The sequence below is a fragment of the Sphingomonas sp. UYP23 genome (assembly GCF_054059235.1).
Genome location: NZ_JBSSBX010000001.1, coordinates 971707 through 990346 on the forward strand (window position 1 = coordinate 971707; position 18640 = coordinate 990346).

The 18640-nt window shown below is 64.7% G+C and carries 14 protein-coding genes and 1 pseudogene; 2 read left to right on the forward strand and 13 right to left on the reverse strand.

All coding sequences use genetic code 11. The annotated features are described in order from the left end of the window. Positions 1 to 81: 81 nt before the first annotated feature. The 9 genes from trbJ to ACVWYO_RS04925 all read right to left on the reverse strand — a co-directional run bounded on the left by trbJ (position 82) and on the right by ACVWYO_RS04925 (position 9294). Positions 82 to 834, reverse strand: coding sequence for a P-type conjugative transfer protein TrbJ (gene trbJ, locus ACVWYO_RS04885; protein ID WP_457349030.1), 753 nt, complete (start codon positions 832 to 834; stop codon positions 82 to 84). Beyond that, a complete protein-coding gene (gene trbE / locus ACVWYO_RS04890) occupies positions 831 to 3296 on the reverse strand; it encodes a conjugal transfer protein TrbE (protein WP_457349031.1) in 2466 nt (821 codons plus the stop codon). The genes trbJ and trbE overlap by 4 nt, the downstream gene beginning before the upstream one ends. Next, positions 3290 to 3562: a VirB3 family type IV secretion system protein gene (locus ACVWYO_RS04895; RefSeq protein ID WP_133189169.1), complete on the reverse strand. Its 273-nt coding sequence runs from the start codon at positions 3560 to 3562 to the stop codon at positions 3290 to 3292. Before ACVWYO_RS04895 ends, trbE begins: the two co-directional genes overlap by 7 nt. Then, positions 3559 to 3855: a TrbC/VirB2 family protein gene (locus ACVWYO_RS04900; RefSeq protein WP_354289044.1), complete on the reverse strand. Its 297-nt coding sequence runs from the start codon at positions 3853 to 3855 to the stop codon at positions 3559 to 3561. The genes ACVWYO_RS04895 and ACVWYO_RS04900 overlap by 4 nt, the downstream gene beginning before the upstream one ends. A 41-nt stretch (positions 3856 to 3896) precedes the next feature. Further along, positions 3897 to 4886: a P-type conjugative transfer ATPase TrbB gene (gene trbB, locus ACVWYO_RS04905; RefSeq protein WP_457349032.1), complete on the reverse strand. Its 990-nt coding sequence runs from the start codon at positions 4884 to 4886 to the stop codon at positions 3897 to 3899. Further along, on the reverse strand, positions 4883 to 5284 hold the full coding sequence (locus ACVWYO_RS04910) for a CopG family transcriptional regulator (protein ID WP_457349033.1): 402 nt from the start codon (positions 5282 to 5284) through the stop codon (positions 4883 to 4885). The genes trbB and ACVWYO_RS04910 overlap by 4 nt, the downstream gene beginning before the upstream one ends. Then, on the reverse strand, positions 5281 to 7341 hold the full coding sequence (locus ACVWYO_RS04915) for a conjugal transfer protein TraG (protein ID WP_457349034.1): 2061 nt from the start codon (positions 7339 to 7341) through the stop codon (positions 5281 to 5283). The genes ACVWYO_RS04910 and ACVWYO_RS04915 overlap by 4 nt, the downstream gene beginning before the upstream one ends. Before the next feature lie 412 nt (positions 7342 to 7753). Next, positions 7754 to 8179, reverse strand: coding sequence for a DUF3291 domain-containing protein (locus ACVWYO_RS04920; protein WP_457349035.1), 426 nt, complete (start codon positions 8177 to 8179; stop codon positions 7754 to 7756). Beyond that, on the reverse strand, positions 8176 to 9294 hold the full coding sequence (locus ACVWYO_RS04925; protein ID WP_457349036.1) for a zinc-binding alcohol dehydrogenase family protein: 1119 nt from the start codon (positions 9292 to 9294) through the stop codon (positions 8176 to 8178). The genes ACVWYO_RS04920 and ACVWYO_RS04925 overlap by 4 nt, the downstream gene beginning before the upstream one ends. Positions 9295 to 9412: 118 nt before the next feature. Here ACVWYO_RS04925 and ACVWYO_RS04930 point away from each other — a divergent pair, with 118 nt between their 5' ends. Next, entirely contained in the window at positions 9413 to 10324 is a 912-nt protein-coding gene (locus ACVWYO_RS04930; RefSeq protein ID WP_457349037.1) for an AraC family transcriptional regulator, read from the forward strand. Between the two features lie 73 nt (positions 10325 to 10397). Here the strand turns inward: ACVWYO_RS04930 and ACVWYO_RS04935 are convergent, their stop codons facing one another. The 4 genes and pseudogenes from ACVWYO_RS04935 to ACVWYO_RS04950 all read right to left on the reverse strand — a co-directional run. Continuing rightward, complete coding sequence (locus ACVWYO_RS04935; RefSeq protein ID WP_457349038.1) at positions 10398 to 11330, reverse strand: ketopantoate reductase family protein; 933 nt, start codon at positions 11328 to 11330, stop codon at positions 10398 to 10400. A gap of 512 nt (positions 11331 to 11842) precedes the next feature. After that, the gene (locus tag ACVWYO_RS04940; protein WP_457349039.1) at positions 11843 to 14665 is read right to left on the reverse strand and encodes a YncE family protein; all 2823 of its coding nucleotides are present in this window, start codon (positions 14663 to 14665) and stop codon (positions 11843 to 11845) included. Between the two features lie 385 nt (positions 14666 to 15050). Next, positions 15051 to 15866, reverse strand: a complete 816-nt coding sequence (cobA, locus tag ACVWYO_RS04945; RefSeq protein WP_457349040.1) for a uroporphyrinogen-III C-methyltransferase — start codon at positions 15864 to 15866, stop codon at positions 15051 to 15053. Further along, positions 15859 to 17613: pseudogene (locus tag ACVWYO_RS04950) on the reverse strand (molybdopterin-dependent oxidoreductase); the annotation flags it as partial. The pseudogene ACVWYO_RS04950 and the gene cobA, both read right to left, overlap by 8 nt. 64 nt (positions 17614 to 17677) lie before the next feature. Here ACVWYO_RS04950 and ACVWYO_RS04955 point away from each other — a divergent pair. Continuing rightward, entirely contained in the window at positions 17678 to 18610 is a 933-nt protein-coding gene (locus tag ACVWYO_RS04955; protein WP_457348219.1) for an IS5 family transposase, read from the forward strand. Positions 18611 to 18640 lie beyond the last annotated feature (30 nt).

Sequence of the window (18640 nt, forward strand, 5' to 3'; positions counted from 1 at the left end):
GATGCCGCGAGGCGCGCGTAGGGGCCGCGCGCGCCGCGGCGAAGGCGATGGCGAGAGGACCGCGGCCGTCTGTCCGACCACCTACTTGGGCGTGTAGGCGGAGCCGGAACCAAGAAACTTGGCCGTGGCGGCGCTGCTGTCGCTCTGCGACTGAAGTTGCCGAGCCTGATCGAGCGCGGAGGCGCGCCCCTGCGATACCAAAAGGTTCTGGAGCTGCATCTGTTGCTTGGCGATTAGCGCAAGCAGCTGATTGGTCGCTTGCGCTGCCTGCAGTGCGCCTTCCGCACCCTGGCTCTTGGCGGTCAACGCCGACAAGGTCGCGGCGTCGGCCGTCACGTTCGCAACGATCTGCGCCTGCACGTCCATCGTCTCCTGATAGGCCGACATCGAGGCATCCATCCGTGCCTTGGCAGCGGCAACATGATCGTTCGACGTCAGTGCCGCGTTGAAGCTTGTCGGAAACATCTGCCGGAATTGGGCATCGACATTGCCGACCTGATATTCGATCGCCTTGGCCCGTCCCATCAGCGTGTCGATCTGCTGCAGCGTCGCACGCAGCGCCTGGAGCTCGGGAAAATCGATATGGCTGAGGTTCTTCGCCATGTTGGTAAGCATCATCGCCTGATTTTGTAGCGACTGGATCTGGTTGTTGATCTGCTGAAGCGAGCGCGCGGCGGTGAGCAGGTTCTGCGAATAGTTGGTCGGGTCGAACACCGTCCATTGCGCGCGGACCGGCACGCTCGCCAGCGCCAGAAGTACGGCAAGGGTTACGCCGGAACCCCGTTTTGAGATGGTGTGCAGGTGAACTGAGCGCATTGGGCTGAGCGAAATCATGACGGCATCTCCAAGTCTGACGGTTGCGGTTGGGAATCTGCGAGGAAGCGGAGCAGTGTTGCTGCCCAGTCGAGACCGGCGTCATTGAGCCAGTGCGCGGCGAAGCTCTCGGCACCGTGCTCGGCGAGCAGGGCATCGATGCGTTTCTGCGACTCCGGATCGGACACTCCACACAGCGCCAGAGCGACCGGCCCCAGGCCAAGTTCGAAGAGCCGATTGCCGCGGGTCGATTGCAGGTAATATTGCCGCTTGGGCGTCGCGCGGGCGATCAGTTCGATCTGACGGTCGTTGAGTCCGAACCGCTCATAAGCGGAGCGCGACTGCGGTTCGATCGCGCGGTCGTTAGGCAATAGGATACGCTGCGGGCAGCTTTCGATGATCGCAGGCGCAATGCTGCTGTCGGCGATATCGGCCAGGCTCTGCGTCGCGAACAGCACCGCGACATTCTTCTTGCGGAGCGTCTTCAACCACTCGCGGATGCGCGCGGCGAACAATGGATGGTCGAGAAAGATCCAGGCCTCGTCGAGGATCAACAACGTCGGTCGTCCATTGAAGCGCTGTTCGAGCCGGTGGAACAGATAGGTGAGCACCGGCGCGACCACACCCGCCTGCCCCATCAGCGCTTCGGTCTCGAAACACTGGATATCCGAGATGACGAGCCCGCTCTCGGCGGCATCGAGCAGCCGACCGTATGGCCCCTCCAGCGTGTAGGGCGTGATCGCTGATCGCAGCGCGTTCGACTGCAGCAGCAGCGCCAGGCCGGTGAGGGTTCGCTCTTCCTCCGGGGCCGAGGCAAGGATCCCCAGTGCCGACCAGATCGTCTCCTTGATCTCGGGGGTGACGACGATCTTTTCGTGCGCGAGCAGCGCGGTGACCCATTCGGCCGCCCACGCGCGTTCGGCAGGCGCATCGATGTCACGCAGCGGCTGGAACGCGATACCGCCCTGCCCTCTCGTTTCAGCGCCGAGGCCGAGCGCGTGATGCGCGCCTCCCATGGCCAGTACCGCGGCGCGCGCCGAGTGTCCCTTGTCGAAGATATAGAGTTGCGCACCGTGATAGCGGCGGAATTGCAATGCTATGAGGGCGAGCAACACGGACTTCCCCGCGCCGGTTGGGCCGACGACAAGCATGTGGCCGACATCGCCAACGTGCGTAGACAGCCGGAACGGGGTCGAGCCCGCCGTCTGCGCGGTCAACAATGGTGCCCCGCCAAGATGCGTGTTCTCGGTGGGGCCCGCCCAGACCGAAGACAACGGCATGAGATGCGCGAGGTTGAGCGTGTGGACGAGCGGCTGGCGAACATTTGCGTAAACTTGTCCCGGCAGCGATGACAGCCACGCCTCGACGGCGTTGATGCCCTCCCGCATGCAGGTGAACCCGAGCCCATTGACGATGCGCTCGACGCTACGCACCTTGTCGTCGGCGCGAGCGCAGTCGGCATCGGCAACGGTGATCGTTGTCGTCAGATACCCGAACGAGACATACTCGCTTCCGAGCGCCTGCAGTGCGAGATCGGCGTCGAGCACCTTGTTGTCGGCGTCGCTGTCGAGGAGTTGCGCTGGCTGGTTGTACATCACTTCGCGCAGCATCGCGGTGATCGACTTGCGCTTGTTGAACCACTGCCGCCGTATCCTGGTCAGCGCCTTGGTGGCCTCGGTCTTGTCGAGTGCGATGAAGCGAGTAACCCAGCGATACCCGAAATTCTGGTGGTTGAGCGCGTCGAGGATTCCGGGCCGGCTGAGGTTGGGAAAGCCCATCACGGTCACGGTCCGCAGGTGCAGGTCGCCCAGTTTTGGCTCCAGACCACCGATGAGCGGTGTATCGGCGAGCACCCCGTCGAGATACATCGGCGTCTCGGGCACGCCGAGGTAATGACGGTGGGTCGAGATCGTGCCGTGAAGGTAGGTGAGGGTTTCGGCGGACCCGAGTCCACGCATCTCGGGCATGAAGCCGGCGAGCAGATCGATGACGCGGTCGGTCTCTGCAGCGAATGCGGCGAGACTTGCCCGCCAGTCCCTGCCCTTTGCATCCTCGGGCCGCTCGATCATCGACCGGCCTGCCGCGTCGGCACCATCCGCGCCCGGAAGCCAAGTCAGGGTAAGAAAGAAACGGCTTTCAAAATGGGTGCCCTCGGCCTGGAAGGTCGCGCGGCGCTCCTCGTCGACCAGCCGCGACGCGACGTCCGGAAACACGCTGTCGGGGTACCCAATAGCTTCGCGCCGCTCGGCCTCGAAGAACAGCGCCCAGCCCGAGCCGAAGCGTTTCAGGACGTTGTTGGCACGCGCACAGGCCGAGACCAGTTCCGCCTCTGTCGCACTCTCGAGATCGGGGCCACGAAACGCGAGCGTCCGTTGGAAACTGCCGTCCTTGTTGAGCACCACCCCCGGTGCCACCAGAGCGGCCCAAGGAAGATGATCTGCCAGCCGGTCGGCACGCTGGCGGTATTCACGCAGATTCAGCATGCGAAATACCCTTTCTGCCGGAGGTGGCGGAGCAGGACGGGCGCGAAATCCGGATCGCGCCGGGCGGCGAACACTGCGAGGCTGTGCCCGCCCGCCCAGAGAACCAGTCCGACCAGCCATTGCTGTAGCCCGAGCCCGAAGGCAGCGGCGATCGTGCCGTTGACGATCGCGATACCGCGCGGGGCCCCGCCGAGCAGGATGGGCACCCCGAGCGCGCCGTGGATCGGCGCCTCGAAGCCGGCGATGTGCTGGCCGGACCCGATCATGCGATCAGCGCCCCGCCGCCGAAGCTGAAGAAGCTCAGGAAGAAGGACGACGCGGCAAAGGCGATCGAAAGCCCGAAGACGATCTGGATGAGCCGGCGGAAGCCGCCGGCGGTCTCGCCGAAGGCGAGGGTGAGGCCGGTGGTGATGATCACCATGACCGCGACGATCTTGGCGACCGGTCCCTGAACGGAATCGAGCACTTGCTGGAGCGGCTGCTCCCACGGCATCCCCGTTCCGGCGGCGGTCGCCTGGTGGGTGACCGTCATCGCCAAGGCGGCGGCGGCGCTCAGCATGAGGGTCGAGGAACGACGAGGCAGGCGTAACGTACGCATGGTCAATCTCCTTGGTTTACACTGGTGGAAGTCTCTGAAAGCGAGAGCACGGCGTAACCGCCGTCCGGATCGAGCCCGACGACCCGGGCGAGCGTTTCGACGCGGCGCGCGGTGCCGCGGCCGGCGATGAACACGATCGTGTCGATCGCTTCGGCAATCAGCCGCCGCGGAACGGTGACCACCACCTCCTGCACCAGCTGCTCGATCCGATAGAGCGCCGACACCGCGCTGTTGGCGTGGACCGTCGCGATGCCGCCGGGGTGGCCAGTGTTCCAGGCCTTGAGCATGTCGAGCGCTTCGGGGCCGCGGACCTCGCCGACTATGATCCGGTCGGGGCGAAGCCGCAGCGTCGAGCGAACGAGATCCGCCATGCTGACGAATCCTGCGCGGGTACGTAGCGCGACGGTGTCGGTCGCCGGGCACTGCAGCTCGCGCGTGTCCTCGATCAGGATCACGCGTTCGTCGAGATGTGCCATTTCGGCGAGCAGAGCATTGGCTAGCGTCGTCTTGCCCGAACTCGTGCCGCCGACGACAAGGATGTTGCGACGCGCGACCACCGCCAGCGAGAGCAACCGTGCGGTGTCCGCGGACATGATGCCGTCGTTCACATAATCGATCAGCGTGTAGAGACGCTGCGCCGGCTTGCGGATCGAGAAACACGGCGCGAGCGAGACCGGCGGCAACAGTCTATCGAACCGCTCTCCCGCCCCTTCACCATGCGGCGGGAGCTCGGCCGATACGATCGGCGCGGCGCCATGTACTTCGGTGCGCGAATGGCTTGCGACCAGGCGGATGATACGCTCGACCTGCGACGGGTCGAACCGGACCCCGGTGTCGGTCCGCCCTTCGCCCAATCGGTCCAGGCGAAGCGAGCCATCGGGATTGACCATGATCTCGAGCACGAATGGGTCGGACAGCGCTGCGGCAATGGCAGGCCCCATCGCGCTGCGCAGCATTGACCTGCGGCGGTCTGTGGATTCGTCCCGGCTCATGGGAGGACCTCAGCTTCACCACCGGCGATCTTGCGCTGACGCGCCTCGACCTGCCGTCCGACCTGTCGCACGAACTCGCGGTAGCGCTCCCGCCCCTGCGCAATTCGGGCAGTGTCGTTTTCCGGGATCGGCGGGTTGATAGTGAGCTCATAGCGGACGAACGCCGCGAAGCTCTCGAACAGCACGTCGAAGTCGCGGCGCAGCGCCACGATCTCGCGCTGCAACCGATCGAATCTGGGACCGAAGGTCTGGTCCAGCTCGCGTGTCCCGCGGTTGCGCATGAAGTCGCGCAAAGCATCCTCCACGATCGCCGACTTGGCGGCCCCGGAGTCGTTGGCCAACGCTTCGAGCTCAGCGCTCCGGCTTTCGCTCAGATAGATGTGGTGCCGGGGCTTCATCGACCGGCCCCGAATGCTGGCACCGGCGCGTCACGGCCCGCGCCTTCGTCGATCGCCACTGCCTTGCTCACGGTATTCACGGAGCGCGTTTGGTTGATCGCGCGAAGGTCGGACCCCGGATCATCAACCTCATCGAACATTCCGGCGAACACCGGCTGTTCGGGCGCGATCGGGCTGGACTGCTGCTCCTCGGCGAGCCCCGGATGGCGTTGTTGCTGAACACCGCCATCTTCGCTCGCGGCATCGCTGTTCGTCGGCGCGGCCTCCTCGACAATCCGTTCGAGGCGTGGATCTGGCCGGCGCGCGAAGGTCCCCCATGGATTGCTGCGAGGCGGCGGACGATCGGCATAGCCATCGAGAGCCAGTGTCGGCGGAGCCAGTACGCGGCCACGGAAATTGCGGTCCATAAAATAGCGCAATTTGGTGGCCCGGATCGGCGCCATGCCGGATATCAGGACCAGTTCGTCGGTTGGCGGAAGCTGCATGACCTCGCCAGGCGTCAGCAACGCCCGGGCGGTCTCCTGCCGGCTGACCATGACGTGTGCGAGCCAGGGTGCAAGGCGATGTCCGGCATAGTTGCGCATCGCGCGCTGCTCGGTCGCAGTGCCGAGCGCATCGGAGATACGTTTGGCGGTGCCGTCGTCGTTCGTGCTGAACGCAACGCGCACATGGCAGTTGTCGAGGATCGCGTTGTTCTCGCCATATGCCTTGGAAATCTGGTTGAGCGACTGTGCGATCAGGAAGGCGCGGATGCCGTAGCCGGCCATGAAGGCGAGCGCGGTCTCGAAGAAGTCGAGCCTGCCGAGTGCTGGGAACTCGTCGAGCATCATCAGCAACTGATGGCGCCCGGTCTGGGACCGCTTGGCATCGAGGTGCTCGGTCAGCCGTCGGCCGATCTGGTTGAGAATGAGGCGGACGAGCGGTTTGATCCGTGAAATGTCAGACGGCGGCGTGACGAGATAGAGCGAAACCGGACGCTTGCCTTCGACTAGGTCGGCAATCCGCCAGTCACACCGCGACGTGACGGCGGCGATCGTGGGATCACGATACAGGCCGAGGAACGACATCGCGGTCGACAGCACGCCGGAGCGCTCATTCTCCGACTTGTCAAGCAGCTCACGTGCGGCGGAGGCGACGACCGGGTGCACGCGAGGGTGGTTGTCGTCGCCGAGATGATTGGTGTTCATCATCCGCTTGAGGGTTTCGAGAAACGTGCGCTGCGGATCGGACAGGAACGTCGCGACCCGCGCGAGCGTCTTCTCCTCCTCCGCATACAGAACGTGGAGGATCGCGCCGACCAACAGGGAGTGGCTGGTCTTTTCCCAGTGATTGCGCCGCTCCAACGCCCCTTCGGGATCGACCAGAATGTCTGCAATATTCTGGGCGTCGCGCACCTCGTTCTCGCCGCGCCGCACCTCTGTCAGCGGATTGTAGCGTGCTGACAGCGGATCGGTCGGGTTGAACAGCAAGGTGTGCGAGAAGAGCGAGCGCCAACCAGCGGTCAGTTGCCAATTCTCTCCCTTGATGTCGTGAACCAGCACCGAGCCGGTCCACGACAACAATGTCGGCACGACGAGGCCGACACCCTTGCCCGAGCGCGTGGGCGCGAACGCCATGACGTGTTCAGGCCCGTCATGCCGCAAGTACCGACCGTGCAGTATCCCGAGGAAGACGCCGGCATCGCGGAACAGGCCAGCCTTCTCGATTTCATGCACCGCCGCCCAGCGTGCCGACCCATAGGTGGTGACGTTTCCGAGCGCGCGTGCGCGCCAAAGGGAACCTGCAATTGCGGCGCCACAGGCGAGAAATCCACTCGCCCCAGCCAGCATACCCGCCCTGTTGAAAACCCGAGGGGCATAGGCTTCATAGTGATACCACCATTCGAACAGCGCCCATGGGGCATAGATCCGGTGCCCGAAGGCGATCATCCAGGTCGGACCGAGTTGGGGCTGGTATGCCAGCATCGCCGCCGCCCACTGCGTCGCGCCCCAGACGCCCGCGATCACGATCGCAAAAACGAGGACAATCTGGCCGACGAGCAGTCTGGTGGGTGTCATTACGCGAAATCCGGCTACGGCCGCACCACGCGCGCCGATCACGTAAAATCGCGCGTATCCGGCTTTAAAGGAACGACGCTGCGTGACGTTGCACGACGATATTGATGCAAACTTGACGTCGCTCCGACCGGCTCTGTCGTGTTGCCGCCAGTCTTCAACTGGACTCAACAGGCAGGATCGCTCCAGTTGACGTAACAACGGCAGCTACGCGACATTCCTCGTCGTTCATGGCCGCCGAGACGAACCGTGAAAGCTGCCGTACATTCACGCGCGGCATCGACGTCGGGGATGAACAGATTTGAGACGAAGCCGTCGTTCGGGGATACGTCGTGAATGTCGGGTTCGACGCATTGTCGCCATTCGCTGCAGCAACTCTTAGGATTAGCGCAGAGGTGACGGACAATGCGACCAGTCAGATCCGTGCCATCTGCGCCGGCTCGCTTGCCGCGAAGCCGAGACCGGCATGACCTGGTCCCGGGTGACAGAGCGGGATCGGATGCCCCTCGCGGCGCATCCGCTCGATCGCCTCGGGCCAAGATGGAAGTTCATCGCTGTCCTGAACCCACCGAACGGTGCTGGCCTCGTCACCCCACGCGCTCAACTTGGGCATCGCGGTGCGGTGGGCACCGCCGGTGACATAGGCCAGGAGTGCAGCCTCGTCGCGCCACACGCTTGTCGTCCAATAGGCGTGATCGCGATCGTGGCGTAGCGCCCCGGCCAAATAGCCGTCGCTTCTCCTGATCTGCGCGAGGCAGCGCTGCGCATGGATCAGGAAGAAGGGCAGAAACCGCAGGCTGCGAACGCGGAACCTGGTGACGCTGACAACGACGCCGCTCACAACGTCACCACCAGCTTGGTCGCCGAGACGCCGCGGCGCTGCCGTTCGAGCGCTGCCGGAATCGCCGCAAGCCCGTGCCCTACGACCTCGACCGCAGGGGCTGCAACGTATCGGCCGTCGGACAGCGCTTCGGGCAGGAATGTTTCGAAGATCATCGGCCCCACTTCGTTGCTGACCAGCGTGCTGCCCCAAATCATTTTCAGCCTCACCTTGTTGCGGCGTGCGCGCAGCGCGAGCGCGATGTTGCCAGCGACCGTGCCGGCCATCGCGGCAATCAACTTGCGCCAATGACCACGCCCGGCCGGGACGGCATCGAAAGACGCGGGCGGCGTCGCCGTCGCAATGAAGCGATTGCCGTCGCACGTTCCCAGAATGTCGATGCACGGCTGCACCGATCCCGCGCCGATCGCGACGGCGCCGGCGACCGTTTTCCCGCGAAGCGCTGCGGATATGTCGGCAACCACCGTCGGGCTGCGATAATCAAACACAGCCGCTGCGCCGAGCCGCTTGATCAGGTCAAAATTGAGCGGTGAGGCCGTGGCGACCACCTCGTAGCCGGCGGCTACGGCCAGTTGCACCGCATTGACGCCGACGCTGGTTGATCCACCCCACACCAGAACGGTCTTGCCGGTCGCCATCGCTCCCTTGACGGGCGGGTTCAGGGCGAGGAAATCGCGCTGGAAGAGCGCGCAGGCTGCCGTCGAGATGCCGAGCGGAAGCGCGGAAGCATCTTCGAACGAGAGCGCGTCGGGGATCGTCGCGATCATATGCTCGAGCAAGACGACAAAGGTCTGGAAGGCACCTTCGCCAGCGCGGTTGCGGGTCTTGTCGGTGCTTGCGGCAAAGCCGACGACCCGGTCGCCAACCTTGAACCGCGTCACCTCCGCTCCGACCGCAACGACATCGCCGGCAACGTCGGAGCCGAGGATCGCCGGGTAGTGCAGATACGGCGTCATCAGGTCACCCGAGGTCTGCACCAAACGGTCCATCGGGTTCACGGCGATCGCGCGTGTGCGGATCACGATTTCTCGCGACTGCACGATCGGAAACGGTGCCGCCCCCAGAGTGAAGTCGGCCCGTTTGGAGGAGAGCCAAAGGGCGGTGTTGTCGGTCATGTCCATCTCCTGCGGTGCCAAATGAAGATGCATCGCTAAGATCTGAGATAGGCCAGTGTTACTGGACGGCCCATGCTGCTACGTCCGCCAGTTCATCGCCAGCGTCCAGGAATTGCCAATGGATCCCTTGTCAGACGTGCTCAGCTTGCTGAAGCCCAGCAGCTACGGATTTCGCGGCCTCGATGCCGGCGGCGACTGGGCGCTTGCCTACCCTCCGGCTGAGGGTGTCAAATGCTTCGCTATCCACACAGGGGCCTGTTGGATCGCGCTCGAGGGCGACGCTGCGCCGATGGCGCTCGAAGCGGGCGACTTCATCCTGCTGCCGCGCGGGAACGCGTTCAGCCTCTACAGCGCGATCGGCGCGCCGGTGACCGACGCTTTTGCCTTCTTCCCGTCGTTCCCAGCCGGCGAGACGGGTGTCCTGGGTGGCGGCGGCAGTTGCTCGGGCGTGGGCGGGTTCTTCGACTTCACGGGGCTCCATACCGAACTGCTGCTCGGCATCCTGCCCCCGATCGTTCACATCCGGGCAGAGGCGACCAAGGCGGCGCTCGGCTGGCTGATCGCGCGGCTGATGCGCGAGCTGCGTGACCCGCAACCGGGGGGCACGCTGATGGCGGGGCATTTGGCGCAGACGCTGCTGATCGAGGCGCTGCGGCTGCACCTTGCCGAGCGCTCGCCGCACAGCGCGGGCTGGCTGTTCGCGCTGGCCGACAAGCAGATGCGTGTGGTGATATCGGCGATGCACGCCGAACCTGCGCGGCGCTGGACGCTTGCCGACCTCGCCAGTGTCGGCGGCATGTCGCGGTCGAGCTTTGCCGTCCGGTTCAAGGAAACGGTCGGCGAGCCGGCAATGGATTACCTGACGCGCTGGCGGATGATGGTGGCGGCCGACCGGCTGGCAAGCGGGCGCGTCTCCATCGCGACCGTGGCACCGGCGGTCGGCTATGAATCCGAAAGCGCGTTCGGTGCGGCGTTCAAGCGAACGTTCGGTCACTCGCCGCGGGAGTTCGCCAAGGCGGTGGCCGCGTAGCCGAACGTGTGGACGCCGGCGGTGATCTCACGGACGTCTCAGCGTCGGCTTGCCGTCCACGAGCAACCCGCGGTCAGTCGCGGCGGGTGCCATGGTTAGCGGGACGCATCGCCTCGATACGGTCGTCGATGGGACGTTGCTGGAGACGCGCAGCGCGAACCATCGCGTCGATGATGGCTGCGCATTCCGCCCGGCTGGTCGCCAACAACTCCCGAAATCCGCGGACGCGCGACAGGAACCAGAGCGTTCCCGCAAGGGCCGCGACCGGACTGCGGTCGAGCCAAGTCTTCGATCGGGGGTAAATCGGGTATCCCATCGCCTTGATGAGATCGAAACTCGCGTGAACGCCTCGCGACAGGATGACGGCTTCGCTCCATGATGCGCCGCCGCCTCGCTCCACGGCGCCAATCGACACGCTTTCGAAGGCGACGCAGAGCGGAGCATGGCAGCGTAGCCACAGCGGCATGTCGGGTTCGAGCGCGGCCGGAAGTCCGGCCGCGTTGAACACATCGACCCACTGTTGTTGCCCCATCAATGTCTTCTGCCCCCCAGCCCCGATGCTCGCCTTGAGCTTGCCGTCAGTATCGAGCTGTGCCTGCACGAACGGCATCCCGAACGTGCAGCGCGCTGCACCGACGACGCCTTTGAGGGGCGTCGGATCGAACGTGTTGAACATGAACTGGATGCACTTCGCGGCACTGCGGGACAGGGCCAGGAGTATGGCATCGACCTGATGGGCGAGCAGCGTCACGATCACCAGATCATATGCTGTGCCCTCGTCCAGCCGGTCCAGCACCCGAACCTCTGCGCGGGTGCCGTCGAAATCGATGATGGCGCCGTCACGTTGCAGTTGCGCCACGCGAGGCGAGCCGGGACGCGCCACGACGGTGACCTCATGCCCGCCGTTGCGTGCGAGCCGAGACGCGAAGGTACTGCCGATTTGGCCTGCGCCGATCACCGCGATTCGGAGTCGCGAGGGCGGTGTCGGAGCGGGTGTCTGGGTCATCGGGATCTCCAGGAGCAGGCGCGGGCGTCAGGTCGGCCGATCGCCTTATATCGATGACTAGAGGTCCACTTGGCGGACGCTCCATGCTGCAACGTCCGGATAGGCGTCGCGATCGTCCAGCACTTTGTTTGAGCCCTCTTGTAAGGGTTCGGTCCCTCAGGCCGGCGGCGATCACTGTGGCGGTCTGAGTACCGCTTGCAGCTGTCGCTTTGTAGGTGGAGCGATCTGTCATGCTGACGCTGCCACCTACTTACGGAAAATCCTTATGCGCCCATGAAGAGTCCGCCTATGGGGATATTCGCAAGAAGATTGAGGGCCGTTGCTGTGAGAAACAAGAAGCTTAACTTAAAGCCGGGATTCGAGCGCGTGATTGTAGGATGCTGACAGCTGTGCGTGCGACTGATTCTTTCAGGAGCGGTCATTCACGCGCTCATCCGCAAATGGCTTGAGTTGGTCGAATACTGTCGTCGCCTCTTGGGACTTTCCCGCCATCCGCGCTCTGACAGCGTAGATCACTTTGCGGCGAAGGCGGGACCGCAATGGGTGTCAGCTCCGTCTACAAGGACACGGCGGTTGGCGCGCAAGTCTGTGCTAGGCCGATTGACCGGCTCCGGCCCAGCCCCCAGCCCCTTCCACAAGGCGGCGTTGAACTTCGCCGTGTCGAGATGGTCCTCGGTTCGAAAATCCTGCCCCTTCATTGCGGCAGCCCAGTATTCGGAGTCGTGCAGGGGGCCGCATACCGATGCAGCCGCGACGAAACGATCCACCTCGATCGGCAGCTTCGTATCGCGCAATACGTCGGACGCGGTCGCGCGGAAGCTCCAGGCCGACATCGCCGGATCGAACAGATCGGCCATGGGCATCGCGAGTGAATCGTTAAGGCCCAGCGGCGCCAGACCGAGCACCGCCTCGATCGTCCGCAGCATGTTGATCGTCGTGTAACGAGTCGAGATCAGCGCATGCTGTTTCACCATTGGCCCCACCACAAACGCCAGGCTGCGCCGGGCATCGACATGGTCCGCACCGTTCTGCGCATCATCCTCAATCACGAAGATCAGCGTCGAGTCGCGCGCCTTCCCGTCCGCTACGGCTTCCACGACGCGGCCGACGGCATAGTCGTTGTCGGCCATTTCAGTTTCAACCGTATTCACGCCGTCGAGCGCGTCCTCAAAGTCGCCGAAATGGTCATGGCTCAGACGCAACAAGGTCAATGTCGGCAGCGTGCCGGCGGTCGCCATCGCATTATATTCGCGCTGCCATTCCAGCATCCGCCAATAATCGGGCATCTTCTGGTCGAAGCCGCGAAAATAGGGGTCACTGCGGCTGGCGAGCAACCGGTCTCCGGGCGTGTAGATCCGCGTCTTCGTCTTGGCCGGTTCGCGCACCAAGGGCACGGTGCCCGGCGCGCCCACGTCATAGATCGATGCGTCTGAAAAGCCGTAATTTCGCACGCTGAGCCCGGCGCGTATCGCCGCGTCCCACACGAATCCCTGGCCGCGATCGTCATCATCGCCGTCGCCATCGGGCGCGGTCAGGAGCGCCGGCCCGGGCATCAGATCGGGATCCTTGGCCAGCGCCGGGTTGGTGGCCTGGCGTTCGGCCATCGTCTGCTGCGTGTAGACGAAGCGATCCGCCTCCTCCGCTTCATAGGCAAGACCGCGCTGCGCGTAGTTCACCGGCGCGGTCTTTTCGAGCAGATCGGACACGCGGCCTGCGGTCGTCCATGTCCAGCCGGTGCTCGACTGTTCGCCGCTGTCGTAGAAATTGTCGAGCGTCACGAACTGGCGAGCCAACTGGTGGTGATTGGGCGACAGACGTGCCCCGAGGATAGCCAGTTTGGGGTCGCCGTTGCCAACTTCGAGGTCGCCGAGCACCTGATCGTAGGTGCGGTTTTCCTTCACGATGAAGATCACGTGCTTGATCCGCGCGCGCACCGCCGCCATCCGCGCTTCGGCGGCCACACGGTCTGCGTTGCGTAATAGCCCGACATTGTCGGCGACCTGCAGTGTCGTACGGGACAATTGCCGCTCGGTCGGCATCGGAAACTGCAACAGCCCTGACTTTTCGAGCTGGAAGATATATTGGTTCGCCGCGCCGCATGCGTTGGGCTGGCCGCGATAGATCGCGAGCTTCGGCGCGCAGCCCGCTGGATTTGGCCCCGGCGGGCTCTTGCGATTGGCGACCAAGACCCGCCGGCCATCCGCGCTGGTCGCGACGGCGCTGGGGTACCAGCCGGTCGGAACCAGCGCCGTCACCGCCAGTTCAGCGCCGGTCGGGGCGACGACGGCGAGCGCGTTGACGCCGCCCAACGTCACGAGGAGCCGACCGTCGTGGGCCTGCGCGATCGCATTGGGATTGAGCCCCTTGCGGACAGGCTCGCCGCCCAGCGCGGCGGGGAAGCCGAGGCGCGGTTCGGCGATCATCCGCCCCGTCGCCAGATCGACGATGGCCAGCCGGTCGGCATTGTCTTCGGTCGCGTAGAGACGATGCGCCGTCCGGTCGTACAGCATCGCGGTTGGCTCGCCGATCGTGGCGATTCGCCGCGTCACCTTCAGCGTGTCAGCGCTGATCGAGAGGCCGACCAATTGCCGATCGCGCGGTGTCGAAACCCAGGCCTCGCCCGCGCTCGTCCACGCCACCGCGAATGGGAACTCGCCGCCAGGCTTGCCGCTGTCCGCCGCATCGATCTTGCCCGGCCGCAAATCCTGTTCGGCCAGCACGCTGCCGCCTGCGAGGTCGATCAGCGACACGGAATCATTATAGTAATTGGCGACGATCGCCCTGCGTCCGTCCGCGCTAACCGCGATCCCCGCCGCCTGCGGTTTCACCGCTGCGCCGTTGCCCGTCTTGTGCCCCAACGTGATCGGCGGCGCGATTTCGGCAAAGGCGCTGCCCCGGCGCGCGAAGCGATGCACCACATCGTCGACGCCACCGCCGACCACGAATCCCGATCCGTCCGGCAACCAGGCTATCCCGGAATAGCTGTTCGGCACGCGCAACGTCTGCCGCGGTCGGCTGCCCCGCGCGTCGATCGCGTAAAGCAGGATGTATTGCTGCGACTGATCGGGAACGACCTTGCTGTCGGCACCATTGTAACGATTGAAGCCGCTGGTCATCAGCAGCATCTGCCGCCGATCAGGGCTGACGACCATCGCCGCCGCACCATCGGCGACATAGTCGGGATGCGGGCCGACATGCGTCACTAGCGCGTCGAACCGCGCGCCGGGCGTAACAAGCGGGCTCAGCGATTGACCGGTGGGCAGTTGCTGTCCGCCCTGGGAGGCCGTCGAACACGCGGCGAAGATCATCACTGCTACAACGGACCCGCGCTTCATATTCGTCGCCCTTCTTGAACAGCGCATACGCTGCCGTTGTGACACAATGGCGGCAAGGACTTATCAATCGATGGGGCGGACGAGCGTGACCGCGTTTCGTATCGCCCTTCTCATGCAATATAATAAATCTGGCGTGTTGCCGATGGTCATCTCCTCGATTTGTAAACGGCGGCTCGTGTCACAAGCGGATGTTTAGAAATGGACGGCGGAATGACCGGGTCTGATCGAGTGCTGCCGACCACACGGATCGGCGAAAATGGGACTTTATTACCATTCGCTGCTTTTCTCCCAACGGCAGCTCCAAACCACACCGGACATCAAAGCTGTATGCAACCCACGGAATGGAAAAGAAATGACTGGGCCAGCCGTTAAGCGGTCAAACCGCTTATGACGGCATCTCGAGCATACCGACGGCAAGAGTGCCGCTGCCGCTAGCATCGTACGCAGCCTGGACAAGTTTCGGCGCGGTTTGGGCGCGCATTGCTTCTCCCACCAAGATCAAGGCGGGGCCGGCACCCGAGGCGCGATTTATAACCAGCGCCAGCAAATCGAGTCGGGTATGGACGAGACGTTCCGACGGAAGGCTGACATCGCTCGCGATCAGCACCGGGGTAGCCGGGGCGAGGCCGTTTGCGATAAGCTGGCTGGCGATGTTAGCCGCGGCGCCGCGGCCCATGTAAAAGGCGAGGGTCGCCGAGGGATCTGAAAGCGCCGCCCAGTCAAGATCCAGCGGCTCGCCAGCACGCGCGTGGGCGGTTACGAAACGCAATTGACGCGCCGATCCGCGCCGCGTCAGCGACACGCCCGCGCTGGCCGCCGCGGCGCTCGCGGCGGTAATGCCGGGGCAAATCCGCACGCGAAGGCCGTGGCGGGCAAGCGCGTCGATTTCCTCAATCGAGCGGCCGAAAATCGAGGGATCGCCGCCCTTCAGCCGCACCACCCGCTCCCCGGCGAGCGCGGCATCGACCAGCAACGCATCGATCGTGGGCTGCGTCTTGGAATGGCGGCCCGAGCGCTTACCGACCGAGACGCGCGCGACATGCGCAGGGATTAAGTCGAGCACGCCCGGGCCAACCAACGCATCGTAGAAGACGATGCTGGCCGCGCCGATCAGCCGCTCCGCTTTGCGCGTGAGCAGATCGGGGTCGCCCGGGCCGGCGCCGACCAGCCAGACCTCGCCGGGTGCGATGAGCTCAGACATGGACACTCTCCTGGACGGGCAACAACTTGGCGATGGCGGGGCGGCACGAGCCGCAATTGGTGCCGGCGTTGATCGCCGCGCCCACCGCCTCGACGGTGACGAGCCGCTGGTCGATTATCGCGGCCAGCAAGGTGTTGAGGCCGACGTCGAAGCAAACACAAACGATCGCGCCGCGATCCGGCGCGGGTGCGGCGGGCCGGCCGGCAAGGACTTCGAACGACGACACCTCGGCCGCGCCGAGCTGGCCGATCAGCCAGTCACGCGGCGGCAGGCCGGCGCTGCGCGAGACGAACAACGCCGCCTGCAACTGCCCATCTACCAGCACCGCCGAGCGCACCACGCCGCGGCGTGCGTCGATCATCTCGGCGCGCTCGCCCTTGGGCATCAGCGCAATCATCGCCGCGGGATCGCCTTCGCCCGCCAGTTCGACCAGCCAGCCATGTGCGGTGCAGATTCGTGTCCAATAGGCGCAATCCGGGATGCCCGAAAGCTCGCGCGATACGAGGAAGCCGGTCCAGTCAGGCTTGTATGACCCGGCGCGCGCGGGCGTGTTCTTGAAGCCGGGCTGGCCCGAGACGGGGTCGCGATCCTTGCCGGGGAGCAATCCGGCGCGGCCGCCGGCGCTGGTCTGGTCGGTCCAGTGGATCGGCACGAACAGCTCGCGGCGGCGCTGATCGGGGGTGATCGCCACACGGAAGATGCTCGCGCCGTGCGGCGTCTCGATCCGGGCGAGCGCGCCGTCGGTGAGGCCAAGCCGCTGCACGGTGTCGGGATGGACATCGACCAGCGGCTCGCGGCGATGCTGCGAGAGCTTGGGCGACAGGCCGGTGCGCGTCATCGTGTGCCACTGGTCGCGGTAGCGGCCGGTATTGAGCCGCAACGGATACGCGCGGCTGGCGTCGTCGCGCAGCGCGTGCACGACGGGCACGAGCCGCGCCTTGCCGTCGGGGGTCGGGAAAGCGCGCTCGGCGAACGGCGAGGCGCCACCCCATTGGAACGGCGCCATCGCGGCATAGGCGGCGTCGGAGATCGTTGCCTGGCCGGAAATGTCGAGCATTCGCGTGCCGTCATTCTCGAACCCGGTCTGCGCGGCGAACTCGCGGAACACGCTCGCGGCGCTGGGATAGTCGAAACCGGCGAACCCCATCCGCCGGGCGACTTCGGCGATCGCCCACCAATCCGCCCGCGCCTCACCCGGCGCGGCGAGGAAAGCACGCTGGCGTGACACCCGGCGCTCGGAGTTAGTGACCGTGCCGTCCTTCTCGCCCCAGCCGAGCGCGGGCAGCTTCACCTGCGCGAAACGCAGCGTATCGGTCTCGGCGATGCAGTCCGACACCACGACGAACGGGCAATTGGCGAGCGCGACGCGCGCCATGCGGGCGTCGGGCATCGACACGGCGGGGTTGGTCGCCATGATCCACACCGCCTTGATCCTGCCCTTGGCCATCGCCTCGAACATGTCGACCGCCTTGAGCCCCGGCCCCGGACAGATCGTCGGCGACTGCCAGAAGCGTTGCGCGCGGTCGCGTTCGGGATCCGAAAACCCCATATGCGCGGCGAGGGTCGAGGCGAGTCCGCCGACCTCGCGACCGCCCATCGCATTAGGCTGGCCGGTAATGCTGAACGGCCCCGCACCGGGCTTGCCGATCCGGCCGGTGGCGAGGTGGAGGTTGATGATCGCGTTCGCCTTGTCGGTCCCGCTGGTCGACTGGTTCACGCCTTGGCTGAACAGGGTGATCGTGCGCGGGGGCTTTGTTGCAAAACTGATGGCGGGGATTCACGCAGGGAATCGAGCGGTATAGATAGGCGTAATGCCCAAACCTGCCGCACCTGTGTATCGTACGACGAACTGGCCTGAGTATAATGCGGCGCTGAAGCGGCGTGGGTCGCTGGAAATATGGTTTGATCCGGAGATGCACTGGCTTTCGAAGCCGTGTGGTCGCCCTGGTCGCCCGATGCGGTTTTCAGACAGCGCGATAGAGCTGTGCCTGACGCTGAAGACGCTGTTCAACCTGCCTTTGCGGCAAGTGACGGGGTTGGTTTCGAGCCTGATCAAAATGGCGGGGCTGGATTGGTCGGTGCCGGATTATACGACGCTGTGCCGACGGCAGAAGACGTTGAAGGTCAACCTCGGCGGGCGGATCAGCTCGGGCGGACTGCACCTGCTGGTCGACAGCACCGGGATCAAAATGACGGGAGAAGGCGAGTGGAAGACGCGCAAACACGGACCGTCCTACCGTCGCCAGTGGCGCAAGGTGCATCTCGGGATTGATGCTGGGACGCTGGATATCCGGGCCATTGAGGTCACGACGAATGCCATTGGTGACGCACCGACGCTGCCCGTTCTCCTGGCGCAAATTCCCGGAGACGAGCGGATACTCAGCGTCGGCGGAGATGGCGCTTATGATACCAGGGACTGCCATGCCGCTATTGCCGGGCGCGGTGCCGATGCGGTCATCCCGGTCCGCCGCAACGGGCAACCATGGGCAGAAGGCGGTCCCGGCGTCGATGCACGCAATGGAGCGCTACGCGCGACAAAGCGGCTTGGTCGCGCAATCTGGAAAAAGTGGAGCGGCTATCATCGCCGCAGTCTGGTCGAGACCAAAATGCACTGCTTCAAACTCCTGGGCCAGCGCGTTGTCGCCCGCACCTTCGATCGTCAGATTACCGAGCTCAAAGTCCGTGCTGCAATTCTCAATCGGTTCTCCGAAATAGGAACGCCGGTGACCGTCCGCATCCAATAACATCTTCAAGTAAAACGTCGGTCATGCTCT

Coding starts and splice junctions, on each gene's coding strand:
- trbE (WP_457349031.1), bottom strand. CDS start 3,296: ATGCTGAATCTGCGTGAATACCGCCAGCGTGCCGACCGGCTGGCAGAT.
- ACVWYO_RS04930 (WP_457349037.1), top strand. CDS start 9,413: ATGGATCCCTTGTCAGACGTGCTCAGCTTGCTGAAGCCCAGCAGCTAC.
- trbJ (WP_457349030.1), bottom strand. CDS start 834: ATGATTTCGCTCAGCCCAATGCGCTCAGTTCACCTGCACACCATCTCA.
- ACVWYO_RS04910 (WP_457349033.1), bottom strand. CDS start 5,284: ATGAAGCCCCGGCACCACATCTATCTGAGCGAAAGCCGGAGCGCTGAG.
- trbB (WP_457349032.1), bottom strand. CDS start 4,886: ATGAGCCGGGACGAATCCACAGACCGCCGCAGGTCAATGCTGCGCAGC.
- ACVWYO_RS04935 (WP_457349038.1), bottom strand. CDS start 11,330: ATGACCCAGACACCCGCTCCGACACCGCCCTCGCGACTCCGAATCGCG.
- ACVWYO_RS04895 (WP_133189169.1), bottom strand. CDS start 3,562: ATGATCGGGTCCGGCCAGCACATCGCCGGCTTCGAGGCGCCGATCCAC.
- ACVWYO_RS04940 (WP_457349039.1), bottom strand. CDS start 14,665: ATGAAGCGCGGGTCCGTTGTAGCAGTGATGATCTTCGCCGCGTGTTCG.
- cobA (WP_457349040.1), bottom strand. CDS start 15,866: ATGTCTGAGCTCATCGCACCCGGCGAGGTCTGGCTGGTCGGCGCCGGC.
- ACVWYO_RS04955 (WP_457348219.1), top strand. CDS start 17,678: ATGCCCAAACCTGCCGCACCTGTGTATCGTACGACGAACTGGCCTGAG.
- ACVWYO_RS04900 (WP_354289044.1), bottom strand. CDS start 3,855: ATGCTGAGCGCCGCCGCCGCCTTGGCGATGACGGTCACCCACCAGGCG.
- ACVWYO_RS04915 (WP_457349034.1), bottom strand. CDS start 7,341: ATGACACCCACCAGACTGCTCGTCGGCCAGATTGTCCTCGTTTTTGCG.
- ACVWYO_RS04925 (WP_457349036.1), bottom strand. CDS start 9,294: ATGACCGACAACACCGCCCTTTGGCTCTCCTCCAAACGGGCCGACTTC.